This is a genomic window from Streptomyces sp. NBC_00659 (assembly GCF_036226925.1).
Lineage (GTDB): Bacteria > Actinomycetota > Actinomycetes > Streptomycetales > Streptomycetaceae > Streptomyces.
This window is the reverse complement of sequence record NZ_CP109031.1, coordinates 9,602,345-9,615,789: the sequence shown is the minus strand read 5'-3', so window position 1 is coordinate 9,615,789 and position 13,445 is coordinate 9,602,345. Positions and strand designations below refer to the sequence as shown.

Annotated in this window: 7 protein-coding genes; 3 read left to right on the top strand and 4 right to left on the bottom strand. The window is 70.5% G+C overall.

All coding sequences use genetic code 11. From position 1 onward, the window contains the following. Window position 1 precedes the first annotated feature (1 nt). Window positions 2-6,940 (top strand): type I polyketide synthase, encoded by a 6,939-nt coding sequence (locus tag OG410_RS42375; RefSeq protein ID WP_329297131.1) that lies wholly within the window; start codon window positions 2-4, stop codon window positions 6,938-6,940. Then, a complete protein-coding gene (locus tag OG410_RS42370; RefSeq protein WP_329297132.1) occupies window positions 6,937-8,145 on the top strand; it encodes an FAD-dependent monooxygenase in 1,209 nt (402 codons plus the stop codon). Before OG410_RS42375 ends, OG410_RS42370 begins: the two co-directional genes overlap by 4 nt. A 105-nt stretch (window positions 8,146-8,250) precedes the next feature. On the opposite strand, the gene OG410_RS42365 is transcribed toward OG410_RS42370, so the two are convergent. The 4 genes from OG410_RS42365 to OG410_RS42350 all read right to left on the bottom strand — a co-directional run bounded on the left by OG410_RS42365 (window position 8,251) and on the right by OG410_RS42350 (window position 11,962). Beyond that, window positions 8,251-9,081, bottom strand: coding sequence for an ABC transporter permease (locus tag OG410_RS42365; protein ID WP_329297133.1), 831 nt, complete (start codon window positions 9,079-9,081; stop codon window positions 8,251-8,253). 19 nt (window positions 9,082-9,100) lie between these two features. Next, entirely contained in the window at window positions 9,101-10,051 is a 951-nt protein-coding gene (locus tag OG410_RS42360; RefSeq protein WP_329297134.1) for an ATP-binding cassette domain-containing protein, read from the bottom strand. A 156-nt stretch (window positions 10,052-10,207) separates the two neighbouring features. Continuing rightward, complete coding sequence (locus OG410_RS42355) at window positions 10,208-11,158, bottom strand: quinone oxidoreductase family protein (RefSeq protein ID WP_329297135.1); 951 nt, start codon at window positions 11,156-11,158, stop codon at window positions 10,208-10,210. 225 nt (window positions 11,159-11,383) lie between these two features. Further along, window positions 11,384-11,962: a TetR/AcrR family transcriptional regulator gene (locus OG410_RS42350; RefSeq protein WP_329303977.1), complete on the bottom strand. Its 579-nt coding sequence runs from the start codon at window positions 11,960-11,962 to the stop codon at window positions 11,384-11,386. A gap of 399 nt (window positions 11,963-12,361) precedes the next feature. Here OG410_RS42350 and dpgA point away from each other — a divergent pair, with 399 nt between their 5' ends. After that, window positions 12,362-13,435, top strand: coding sequence for a 3,5-dihydroxyphenylacetyl-CoA synthase DpgA (dpgA, locus tag OG410_RS42345; protein WP_329297137.1), 1,074 nt, complete (start codon window positions 12,362-12,364; stop codon window positions 13,433-13,435). Window positions 13,436-13,445: the final 10 nt, after the last annotated feature.

Genomic DNA, 13,445 nt, shown 5'->3' with positions numbered 1-13,445 from the left:
CATGACGACCAACGAAGACAAGCTCCGCGAGTACCTCAAGCGGGCCATCACCGACGCCCGTCAGGCCCACCGCAGGCTGCGCGAGGTCGAGGAGGAGAAGTACGAGCCCATCGCCGTCGTGTCGATGAGCTGCCGGCTGCCGGGCGGGGTGCGTTCGCCCGAGGATCTGTGGCGGCTCGTCGAAGCGGGCACGGACGCGGTCGGCACTTTCCCGGCCGACCGCGGCTGGGACGTGGAGAACCTGTACGACCCCGACCCGGACGCCCCGGGCAGGATCTACGCCGAGGGCGGTGGCTTCCTCGACGACGCGGGCGGCTTCGACGCCGGCTTCTTCGGGATCAGCCCGCGTGAGGCGCTCGCCATGGACCCGCAGCAGCGGCTGCTCCTGGAGACCTCCTGGGAGGCGTTCGAGCGGGCGGGCATCGACCCGCACTCGGTGCGCGGCGGCCGGGTCGGCGTCTTCGCCGGCACCAGCGGCCAGGACTACGCGATGCTGGCCGCGGGCGCCGCCGGCGACGACGGCTATCTCGCCATCGGCAACGCGGCGAGCGTCGTCTCCGGCCGCATCTCCTACACGCTGGGCCTGGAGGGCCCGGCGGTCACGGTCGACACGGCCTGCTCGTCCTCGCTGGTCGCGATCCACCTGGCGGCCCAGTCCCTGCGGCTCGGCGAGTGCGAACTCGCCCTCGCGGGCGGCGTCGCGGTCGTCTCGACGCCCGAGGGGCTGGTGGCCTTCAGCCGCCAGCGGGGGCTGGCCCGCGACGGCCGCTGCAAGGCCTTCTCCGCGGCGGCCGACGGCTTCGGTTACGCCGAGGGCGTGGGTGTGCTGCTCCTGGAGCGGCTGTCCGACGCGCAGAAGAAGGGCCACAAGGTCCTGGGCGTCATCCGTGGTTCGGCCGTCAACCAGGACGGTGCGAGCAACGGCCTCACCGCGCCGAACGGTCCGTCGCAGCAGCGGGTCATCCGGCAGGCTCTCGCCAACGCCCGTATCACGGCCGCCGATGTGGACACGGTGGAGGCGCACGGCACCGGCACCAAGCTGGGTGACCCGATCGAGGCACAGGCTCTGCTGGCCACCTACGGCAAGGACGACCGCGAACAGCCTCTGTGGCTGGGCTCGTTGAAGTCGAACATCGGGCATGCGCAGGCCGCCGCGGGCGTGGCCGGTGTGATCAAGATGGTGCAGGCGATGCGGCACGGGGTGCTGCCCAAAACCCTGCACGCCGACGAGCCGACCCCGCACGTCGACTGGTCGGCGGGTGCGGTGGAGCTGCTGGCCCAGGCCCGGGACTGGCCCGAGGCCGACCGGCCGCGGCGGGCCGGTGTGTCCTCCTTCGGGATCAGCGGCACCAACGCGCATGTGATCCTGGAGCAGGCACCGGCCGAGGAGCCCGCCGAGCAGGCTGAGGTCCAGCCGGGACGTGAACTGCCCGTTGTGCCCTGGGTGTTGTCGGCCAAGAGCCGGCCCGCGCTGCGGGAGCAGGCCGCACGGCTCGCCGCGCACGTCACCAGTGACCAGGACGCGTCGCCGCTGGATGTGGCGCTGTCGCTGGCCGTGTCACGGACCGGCTTCGACCAGCGGGCCGTCGTCGTCGGCGCGAACCGGCAGGAACTGATCGCGGGGCTCACGACCGTGGCCGAGGGACGCCCCGGGATCATCTCCGGGACCGCCAAAGCCGGGCGCACCGCGTTCCTGTTCACCGGACAGGGCGCCCAACAGGCCGGTATGGGGCGCGAGTTGTATAACGCCTTCCCCGTCTTCGCCGACGCGCTGGACACCGCATGCGCCGCACTCGACGCTCATCTGGACCGGCCGCTGAAGGACGTGATGTTCGCGGCCGAGGACGCGGCACTGGACCAGACCCAGTACACGCAGGCCGCCCTGTTCGCCTTCGAGATTGCCCTTTACCGGCTCGTCACCAGCTGGGGCATCACCCCCGACACCCTGGCCGGACACTCCATCGGCGAACTCACCGCCGCCCACCTGGCCGGACTGTGGACCCTGGACGACGCCGCACGGGTGGTCGCCGCACGCGGACGCCTCATGCAAGCCCTCCCGGCCGGCGGCGCCATGGCCGCCATCGAAGCAACCGAACAGGAAATAACCCCCCTGCTGCGCGGACAGGCCGTCATCGCCGCCGTCAACGGACCCACCTCCACCGTCATCTCCGGCGACAAAGTCTCCGTCGAAGCGGTCCTTGCCGAACTCTCCGCCCAGGGACGGAAGGTCAAACGGCTCACCGTCAGCCACGCCTTCCACTCACCCCTCATGGAACCCATGCTCCACGACTTCCAACAAGTCCTGGAGTCGGTCGAGTTCCACTCCCCCACCCTGCCGATCATCTCCAACCTCACCGGACAACCCGCCGACCCCACCGACCTCCAGACCCCGACCTACTGGGTCCGCCACATCCGCCAGGCCGTCCGCTTCCACGACAGCCTGCACACCCTCGCCGACCAGGGCACCACCCGCTTCCTCGAAATCGGACCCGACGGCGTCCTCACCGCCCTCGCCCAACAGAACCTGGACGACACCACCGCCGCCGCCACCCAGACCAGAAAGCACACCGGACCCAAAGCCCTGCTCGACGCCGTCGCCCGCCTGCACGTCCACGGCACGACCGTCGACTGGAGCGCCTACCTCGCAGACACCGGCGCCGAAACCGTCGACCTGCCCACCTACCCCTTCCAGCACACCCACTACTGGCTCGAACCGAACACCCCCAAGAAGACGGTCCTTGCACAGGCCGTCCCCGAGGACGCCGATGCGGCCCTTGACGGCCCGACTCTGGTACAGCAGCTGGCTGCGCTCCCCCGCGCCGAGCAGGAGCGCGCGCTCCTGGACCTCGTACGGGCCGAGGCCGCGGGCGTGCTCGGGCATGCGGATGTCAACGAGGTCGAGCCGGAGAGTGCCTTCAAGGATCTGGGGTTCGACTCGCTGACCTCCGTGGAGTTCCGAAACCGGCTGCGTGCGGCGATCGGGGTCGAGCTGCCCGCGTCCCTCGTCTTCGACCACCCGGCCCCGCAGCGGCTCGCGGACCACTTGTGGGCGGAACTGCTCGGCAACGGCGAGCCGCAGGCCGCCGCGCGGGTCACGGCGGCCGCGCTCGACGAGCCGGTCGCCATCGTGTCGATGAGCTGCCGTTACCCCGGCGGGGTCGGCTCGCCCGAGGAGCTGTGGCGGCTGGTGGTGGAGGGCACGGACGCCATCGGTCCGTTCCCCTCCGACCGTGGCTGGGACATCGACAGCCTCTACGATCCCGACCCGGGCGTCTCCGGCCGTACGTACGTCCGTGAGGCGGGCTTCCTGCACGACGCGGCGGAGTTCGACGCGGAGTTCTTCGGGATCAGTCCGCGTGAGGCGCTCGCGATGGACCCGCAGCAGCGGCTGCTGCTGGAGGCGTCCTGGGAGGCGTTCGAGCGGGCCGGGATCGATCCGGCGTCGTTGCGCGGCAGCCAGACCGGTGTGTACGCGGGTGTCGTCGCCCACGACTACGGGACCCGGCTGGAGAAGGTGCCGGAGGAGCTGGAGGGCTACCTCTCCAGCGGAGGCGCCGCCAGTGTGGTCTCGGGCCGGGTCTCCTACACCTTCGGTCTCGAAGGGCCGGCGGTGACCGTCGACACGGCATGCTCGTCCTCGCTGGTCGCGATCCATCTGGCCGCGCAGTCCCTGCGGACGGGTGAGTGCTCGATGGCGCTGGCCGGCGGTGTGACCGTCATGGCGACGCCGGGCGCCTTCCTGGACTTCAGCCGCCAGCGCGGGCTCGCGCCCGACGGGCGGTGCAAGTCGTTCGCGGCGGAGGCCGACGGGACGATCTGGTCCGAGGGCATCGGTGTCCTGCTCCTCGAGCGGCTGTCCGACGCCCGTCGCCGTGGCCACCAGGTGCTCGGTGTCATCCGTGGTTCGGCCGTCAACCAGGACGGTGCCTCGAACGGCCTCTCCGCCCCCAACGGCCCCTCCCAGCAGCGGGTGATCCGGCAGGCCCTCGCCAACGCCCGTATCACGGCCGCCGATGTGGACACGGTGGAGGCACACGGCACCGGCACCAAACTCGGCGACCCGATCGAGGCACAAGCCCTCCTCGCCACCTATGGCAAGGACCGCGAACAGCCTTTGTGGCTGGGCTCGTTGAAGTCCAACATCGGGCACACACTGGCCGCCGCCGGTGTCGGCGGTGTGATCAAGATGGTGCAGGCGATGCGGCATGGGGTGCTGCCCAAGACCCTGCACGTGGATGAGCCGACTCCGCATGTGGACTGGTCGGCGGGCGCGGTGGAGCTGCTGGCCGAAGCCCGGGACTGGCCCGAGGCGGACCGGCCGCGCCGGGCGGGTGTGTCCTCCTTCGGTATCAGTGGCACCAACGCGCACATCATCGTCGAGCAGGCACCGCCAAAGGAGCAGCCCGAGGCAGAACCGGTGCGCGAACTGCCGGTCACCCCCTGGCTGTTGTCGGCCAAGAGCCAGGGAGCACTGCGGGACCAGGCCGCACGGCTCGCCGCCCACCTCTCCGGGCGCGACCACACTCCCGCCGAGATCGCCCTGTCGCTGGCCACCACCCGCGCCCGCCTCGACCAACGGGCCGTGGTCATCGGCAGCAACCTGGAGGAACTCCTCGCCGGTCTCGCGGCCGTGGCCGAGGGGAGTCCCGGCGCCCTCACCGGGAGTGCCCAGGCCGGGCGGACGGCGTTCCTGTTCACCGGTCAGGGCGCCCAACAGGCCGGTATGGGGCGTGAGTTGTATGACGCCTTCCCCGTCTTCGCCGACGCGCTGGACGCCGCATGCGCCGCACTCGACACCCATCTGGACCGGCCGCTGAAGGACGTGATGTTCGCGGCCGACAACAATCTCCTCGACCAGACCCAGTACACCCAGGCCGCCCTCTTCGCCTTCGAGATTGCCCTCCACCGGCTCGTCACCAGCTGGGGCATCACCCCCGACACCCTGGCCGGACACTCCATCGGCGAACTCACCGCCGCCCACCTCGCCGGACTGTGGACCCTGGACGACGCCGCCCGCGTGGTCACCGCACGCGGACGCCTCATGCAAGCCCTCCCCGCCGGCGGCGCCATGGCCGCCATCGAAGCAACCGAACAGGAAATCACCCCACTGCTCCGCGGACAGGCCGTCATCGCCGCCGTCAACGGACCCACCTCCACCGTCATCTCCGGCGACGAAGAATCCGTGGAAGCGGTCCTCGCCGAACTCTCGGCCCAGGGACGGAAGGTCAAACGGCTGACCGTCAGCCACGCCTTCCACTCGCCCCTCATGGAACCCATGCTCGACGACTTCCAACAGGTCCTGGAGTCGGTCGAGTTCCACTCCCCCACCCTGCCGATCATCTCCAACCTCACCGGACAACCCGCCGACCCCGACCAGCTCACCACCCCCGCCTACTGGGTCCGCCACATCCGCGAAGCCGTCCGCTTCCACGACAGCCTGCGCACCCTCGCCGACCAGAACACCACCCGCCTCCTCGAAATCGGACCCGACGGCATCCTCACCGCCCTCGCCGCAGACACCCTCGAAGACACCACGTCCATCGCCACCCAGACCCGCAAGCACACCGGGCCCACCGCACTCGTCGAGGCCCTCGCCCAGCTCCACGTCCACGGCACCCCCGTCGACTGGACCGCCTACCTCGCAGACACCGGCGCCAAAACCGTCGACCTGCCCACCTACCCCTTCCAGCACACCCACTACTGGCTCGAGAGCTCGCTGCAGAGCGTGGTTTCGACGCTCGGGGAAAGTGCGGCCGTTCCGGTGGCCGACGCTGGGGAGGCCGCGCGGCTGGCGGGGTTGCCGGAGGGCGAGCGGGTGGATGCGCTGCTGGCGCATGTGCGGGAGCAGTCCGCGGCAGTGCTCGGGTATGCGGACGCCGGTGGGGTGGTGGCGCAGCGGTCGTTCCTGGAGTCCGGGTTCGACTCGCTGACCGCAGTGGAGCTGCGCAACCGGCTCAAGGCGCTGACCGGGCTGCGGCTCGGCGCGACGCTGATGTTCGACCATCCGACGCCCGAGCGGCTGGCCGCGTATCTGGCCGAGCAGCTCGGCGCGCGCGAGGTGGCGGACGAGGCGGCCGGAGAGGGGCCGGGGCCGATCGGGTCGCTGTACTGGCGGGCCTGTGAGCTGGGCAAGTTCGACGAGGCGCAGGAGGTGCTCAAGGCCGCGTCGCTGCTGCAGGAGCAGTTCCGTACGCCGGCTGAGGGGGTTCTTCCGGAGCCGGTGCGGCTGGCGACCGGTCCGGCGGACGGTGACGGGCCGGTGCTGGTCTGCTTCCCGTCGTTCAGCCCGGTGGCGGGTCCGCACGAGTACGCCCGTTTCGCCGCGTATTTCAGGGACGTACGGGATGTGTGGGCGCTGCCGGAGCCGGGGTTCGTCGGCGGGGAGAGCCTGCCGGCGGATGTGACCGCGCTGGCCGGGGCGCATGCCGAGGCGGCCCTGCGGTGCGCGGCCGGGCGGCCGTTCGTGCTGGTGGGACGTTCGGCGGGCGGCTGGGTCGCGCACGCGGTGGCCCAGCGGCTGGAGGAACTGGGCTCGCCGGCCGCGGCGATGGTGCTGCTCGACAGCTCCTCGCCGTCGGCGATGCAGAACTCGCCCGCCGCCACGGAGATGGCGAAGGCGATGCTCGACCGCGAGAACACCTTCGACCTGCTCAGCGACGAGCGGTTGTCGGCGATGGGCGGCTACATCCGGGTCTTCGAGGGCTGGGAGCCGCGGGGCCTGGCCACCCGGACGCTGCTGATCCGTGCCTCCGAGCACTTCGCGCAGGAGGCGCCGGACGGGGACGGCTGGCGGGCGGACTGGGAGTTCGCGGACGACCGGCTGGACGTGCCCGGAAACCACTTCACGATCCTCGAGGACCTTTCACACTCCACCGCCGGGGCGGCACACGGCTGGCTGGAGGCGCTCACGGACGACGGCAACCAGGGAGAAAACCGATGAAGATCATCATTGTGGGCGCCGGTGTGGGCGGCGTGGCCGCTGCGGTCGCGCTGTCGCAGCGCCACGAGGTGGAGGTGTATGAGGCCGCCGACCAGCTGCGTACGGACGGCAACGGCGTGCTGCTGTACCCCAACGCCACGGGAATCCTCGACGAGTTGGGGGTCCCGGCCGAGAGCGTCGACGGGGCGCGTATGGAGGCGCTGGACCTGGTCGCGGACGGGGACACCCGGCTGATGCGGCTGGATCTGTCGCGGCTGGCGCGGCACTTCGGTGCCGAGATCCTGGTGACCAAGCGCGGTCATGTGCTGGCGAAGCTGGCCGGGCGGCTGCCGGACGGCGTGGTGCGGTTCGGCAAGCGGGCGGTGGCCGTCGAGGAGGCCGGCGGGAAGGCGACCGTGGCCTTCGAGGACGGCACGCGGGCCGTGGGTGATGTGGTGCTGGGTGCGGACGGGCACCGGTCGCAGGTGCGGCGGCTGCTGGTGGACGAGCAGCCGGCCGTCTATCTGGGCGATGCGACCTGGCACGGCATCACCAAGCTGCCGCACGAGTTCGCCCATGGTTCGCGGATCCACTCGCTGTACGGCAAGGAGGGCATCTGTGTGGTGCACCCCGTCGGCGGTGGCGAGGTGTACTGGGCGTTCGAACTGCCCTTCAGGGACGGCGACACGGCCCCGCCCGGGGTGGACGGCAGGCCGGCCGCGCCGGGTGCCTCCGCGGTGCGTAACCTGCGGGAGCGGTTCGGGCACTGGACGTCCACGCCGATGCCGACGCTGCTGGAGACGATCACCGACGCGGATGTCGGTGTCTTTCCGCACATCCTGCACAGCGTGCGGGAGAACTGGTCCGCCGGGCCGGTGACCCTGCTGGGCGACGCGGCGCACGCGGTGCCGCCGCGGCTGGGCATGGGTCTGTGCCAGGCGCTGGAGGACGCGTGGGTGCTGAACCGGGTGCTGTCCCAGCCGGGGGCGACTCCTCGGGAGGCGTTGCGCCGGTACGAGGCGCTGCGCTGGCCCCGGATGCGGAAGATGCACTCGATCGCCACGATGATGGGCCGCCGCAATCTGCCGCTGCCGCCCGGGCTGCTGCGTGTGGTGGGCGGCCTGCTGCCGATGACCTCGTACCAGCGGTCCCAGCTGCGCAGTCTGAGCAACTACTTGAACGACGACGCTCCGCCGCTGCCGGCGCGGTCGCTGCGGGTGGCGTGATCCGTTCCCGCTGCTGCCGGTGACGGTTCGGCCCCCTCTCGTGGGAGAGGGGGCCGAACCTCTTCGGGGTGGGCCCGCGGGGGACGGGCCCTTTCAGGGGGTCGGTCAGGCCGGGCGGCGGAAGCCGCGGACGGCGACGGGGATGGCGATCGCGCCGATCGCCGCGGAGAGGGCGACCGCGATGAGGGCGCCCCAGCCGACGGGGTGGGCGAGAGTGAGGTCGCGGGCGGCCTCGACGCCGTACGTCATCGGGTTGACCGTGGCGACCGCGCCGAGCCAGCCGGGCAGGCCGTCGACGGGGACGAAGGCGTTGGAGGCGAACATCAGCGGGAACATGGCCAGGAAGCCGACCGCCTGCATGGACTCGCCGTTGCGCAGCCAGACCGCGAGGGCGAGGAACACCCAGCCCAGCCCCCAGCCGATGGCCAGGGCGAGCCCGAAGGCGCCGAGGATGCCCAGGACGCCGCCGGCCGGTGAGAAGCCGAACAGTGCGACGGCCAGGAGCACCATGAGGGCGAGCCGGATGGCGCCGCGGGCCAGGTCGAAGACGCTGCGGGCGACCAGGACCGAGCCCAGCCAGATCGGCAGGGTGCGGAAGCGGGCCACCATGCCGTTCTTGATCTCTTCGTTGAGGCCGGTGCCGGACAGCAGTGCCGACTGCATGGCCGTGTTGACCATGATCGCCGGGACGAGGAAGTCGATGTAGCTGACGCCCGCGGGGAAGTCCGGTGTCTTGGAGATGCTGTTGAAGATCTGCCCGAACAGCAGCAGGAGGATCAGCGGCTGGAGCACGCTGAACAGCAGGAGTTTGGGGTCGGTGACGAGCCGCCTGAGCGACTTCTCGCTGAGGACGAGGATCTGGGTGGCGACGCCGGTGCCGCGCCAGGTGTCGGTGCGTAATGCGGTGGCGGTCGCCTTGGGAACGGTGCTGGTCATGGCCGGTCTCCTTTCGTGATCAGGCTGTTGCGACCGCCGCGGGGCGGTGGGCGTAGGTGAGGTACACGTCGTCGAGAGTGGGTTCCGCCATGGACAGCCCGGTGAAGTCGATGCCGTGCTCGTCCAGGGCACGGACGACGGTGGCGACGTCGCGGGCCGCCGTCAGCGGGGTGGTGACGGTGGTGCCGCCCTCGTCGTGGGCGGGTGCGAGGCCGGCGCGCAGCAGTGCCTCGGTCGCCTGCGGCACGAGGCTCGCGTTGTCGAAGGTGACGGTGACGGAGTGCTGTCCGGCCCGTGCCTTGAGCTCGGCGGGGGTGCCGGAGGCCACGACGCGGCCCGAGGCGAGCAGGATGATGGAGTCGGCGAGCCGGTCGGCCTCCTCCAGGTACTGGGTGGTCAGCAGGACGGTGGCGCCCGCGCGGACCTGCTGTTCGACGACCTCCCACAGGGCGAGCCGGGCGGCCGGGTCGAGGCCGGTGGTCGGCTCGTCGAGGAAGATGACCTCGGGGTTGCCGATGAGTCCGGCGGCGAGGTCGAGGCGCCTGCGCATGCCGCCCGAGTAGGTGCGGACGGGTTTGCGGGCGGCGCCGGTCAGGTCGAACAGGGTGATGAGTTCGTCCGCGCGCGCGGCGGCCTGGCGGCGGCCCGCGCCGAGCAGTCGCGCCAGGAGCACCAGGTTGTCGACGGCGGACAGCCCGTCGTCGACGGAGGCGAACTGGCCGGTGACGCCGATCCTGCGGCGTACCTCGTCGGGCCGCCGTGTCACGTCGTACCCGGCGATCCTGGCGGTGCCCGCGGTCGGGGGCAGCGTGGTGGTCAGGATGTCGACCAGGGTGGTCTTGCCCGCGCCGTTGTGTCCGAGCAGTGCGAGGACGGTGCCGCGGGGCACCGCCAGGCTCACGTCCTCCAGGACGGTGGCGGTTCCGTATGTCTTGGTGAGGCCCACGGCCTCGATCACGGAATCGTTCATGGGTGTCTCCCTCCCTCCGGTGCGTGCCGCACGGGTCGGTGTGCTGGTGGTGCGGTCCTGTCTGGTGGTGCGGTCCTTGTGCGGTGCGGCGAGATCGGGGCGGGCGGCGTGCTGCCGCCCGCCCCTCTCGCCCCGCCGCGGGGGATTTTCGGCGGGTCAGATGGTGATGACGGTCCGCTTGCCGGGAACGTCCGCCTCCCAGCGGGTCTCGATCTCCGAGAGCGGGGCGGTCACCACGTCGATCTTCAGGTTGCCGGCGGCCGTCTCCGTCATGACGCGGCCCCAGATCGCCTTGACCTCGTCGAGGTCGGGCAGGGAGCCGGAGCCGATGATGGTCACACCGCTGCGGCGCAGCGCGTTGCCGTCGATGGCGGCGAGCCGGCCGGCGCTGTTGCCGATCTGCAGGTAGCGGACGCCGGACTTGACGACGAGTTCGCGGGGCAGGGCCTCGAGGAACTGTTCGGCCGGGTGGCCCCACACGTAGTCGAGCACGACGTTGAATCCGTCGCCGATGGCGTCCGCGTACGCGGCGGCGACCTCCTCGTCGCTTCCGCCGAGCGGGACGATCGCGTCCGCCCCGCGGTTCAGGAGCTGCTTGAGGACCTCCTCGTTGCGGCCGGCGGCGACGACGCGGCCGGCGCCCAGGATCTTGGCGATCTGGACGGCGAGCTGGCCGGCGACACCGGTGGCGCCGAGGACGAGCACGGACTCGCCCTGCTGGAGCTGGATGTGGGAGGCCAGCGGCAGCCAGGACGACAGGGAGGGGTTGATGAGCCCGGCCGCGGTGATGTCGTCGACGCCGTCCGGGACGTCGAAGAGCAGGATGCCGGGGGACACGCTCTTCTCGGCCAGCGAGCCGAACGGGGCGCGGCGGGCGCCGAATCCGACCCGGCGGCCGTCGGGCAGTGTGCCGACGCCCTCGACGCCGGCGACGAACGGCGGGGTGCGTCCCTCCGAGTAGTCGGGGTCGCGGGTGACCAGGCGGGTCAGGTTGGTCAGGGCGGCGGCCTTGACATCGATCAGGACCTCACCCTGGCCGGCGGTCGGCTCCTCGAACTCGGCGTAACGGGGGGCCTGGCCGACGGTGTGAACTACAGCTGCGCGCATGGGGATGCCTCCAGAATGTGGCCATAAGGGATTTCGCATTGCTTACCGGTAGATGTGCTGGTGCCAGTGCGGGAAACGGGCGTACGTGTGACGCGCGAGGTGCTCGTACCGGCGAGGCGCATGCCTTGGTCATCCCGTACGGCACTCTCGTATGACTCGAGCGTGACTGGAGCCGTCCGTTCCGATCCGGCGGACCGGAACGGACGTAGCGCGGATCAGTGCTGGTCAGAAGGCGAGGACGCCCTTGATGCGGTCCATGGCGAGTTCCATGAGATCGGGTAGCTGGGGGGCACAGTCCCGGTCCAGCCAGTACTGGGCCGCCTGCGCGAAGGCCGCGTTGACGGCCGCCGCCGCGAGGCGCACCTCGAAGTCGTCGGGGCTGCGGCCGACCCGGTCGGCCAGGAGGTTGACCAGCTGGTCGAGGTTGGTGCGCTCCTCCCTCATCAGCCGGTCCCGCAGGGCGGGGACGCTGCTCATCAGACGGTGCCTGAGCAACAGGGCTTGGTGGTCGGCCTCCAGCAGACGGGCGGCGAACTCCTGGTAGACGGTGCGGACGACCTCCGCGAGCGGTTCGCCGGCCGGACGGCCGGCGAACGCGCGCTCCAGGAAGGGGTCGTAGCCCTCGTTGAAGAGCACGTCCTCCTTGGCGCGGAAGTGACGGTAGAAGGTGGCCGACGAGATGCCCGCGGCGCTCGCGATCTGCTCGACGGTGGTCGCCTCGAAGCCCTGCTTCACGAAGAGAGCCAGCGCCTCACGGCGTGCCTCACCCATCACGCGCTGCCGGTTGGCCTCACGCAGCCCCATGTCCATCACCCCGTCCCTGCATCCAGAGAGAACCTATCACTTCGAGAGGCCATCTCACTTCGAGAGGCCATCTCACTTCGAGAGCCTCTCTCATATCGAGAGACTCTATCACTTTCGGGGGCGGCGTCAAGCGGCTTCGACCGAGCCCCGGCCGGACCCCGGCCGCACCTGGGCCGGACCCCGACCGCGGGCACCGGCCCCGCGGGCCGCCCGCCACGCGAATTCCATACCTCGAAAGCCCTCTCGGACAACCACCCCTATCGAACCCCTATCACCCCCTGCTTTCCGTCGGAAAATCGCCCGATAATCCATTGTGGCGAATTACCGCCCGGCGCCTGTATGTTCAACGGTGCGACCTTCATGCCAATGAAATTCTGCGGTGCAGAAAGGGATCACCACATGATGCCGGTAGTTTCGCCGCTTCCACGAATACTCGGTGTCGGGACGGCGACTCCGCCGCACAGCTACTCGCAGCAGGAAGTTCTGGACGCCTTCGGCATCGAGAACGAGAAAATAGTCTCGGTCTTTCAGAACAGCGCGATCGAGCGCCGCTATCTGAACCTTCCCCCGGTGGGGGAGGACGGCCGGCGCCGCATGGAGAGCCAGGGCGAACTGCTCGCCAAGCACGCCAGGTGGGGCGTCGACATGGGCGCCCGGGCGCTGCGGTCCTGCCTCAAGGACATCGGCGCCGAGCCGGACGACATCGGCTACCTCGCCTGCGTCACCACCACGGGTTTCCTCACCCCCGGCCTCAGCGCGAAACTGATCAAGGAGCTGCCGCTGTCCCCGCACACCCGTCGGCTCGACGTGGTCGGCATGGGCTGCAACGCGGGTCTCAACGGGCTGACCGCCACGACCGCCTGGGCCTCGGCCAACCCCGGCCGACTCGCCCTGATGGTGTGCTCCGAGTCCTGCTCGGCCGCGTACGTCTTCGACGGCACCATGCGGACCGCCGTCGTCAACAGCCTGTTCGGGGACGGCGCCGCGGCCGTCGCCGTCATGGCCGACGGCGAGGGAGGCGGCACCCGTCCCGGGGCCACGGTGCTCAAGTTCGCGAGCTACATGATCACCGAGGCGATCGACGCGATGCGCTACGACTGGGACGACGAGGCCGGGAAGTTCAGCTTCTTCCTCGACCGCGAGGTTCCCTACGCGGTCGGCGCCCACGCCGAGATCGTCATCGGTGAGCTGCTCGACGGCACCGGGCTGCGGCGCAGCGACATCGCCCACTGGATCGTGCATTCCGGTGGAAAGAAGGTCATCGACTCGGTGGACGTCAATCTCGGACTCACCCGGCACGACCTTCGCCACACGACGAGTGTGCTGCGCGACTACGGAAATCTCTCCAGCGGTTCCTTCCTCTTCTCCTATCAACGGCTGCTGGAGGAAGGCGTCGTCCAAAAGGGCGAGCACGGAATCTTCATGACCATGGGTCCCGGATCGCAGATCGAGACGGCGCTCGTCCAGTACTGAACTCCACTCA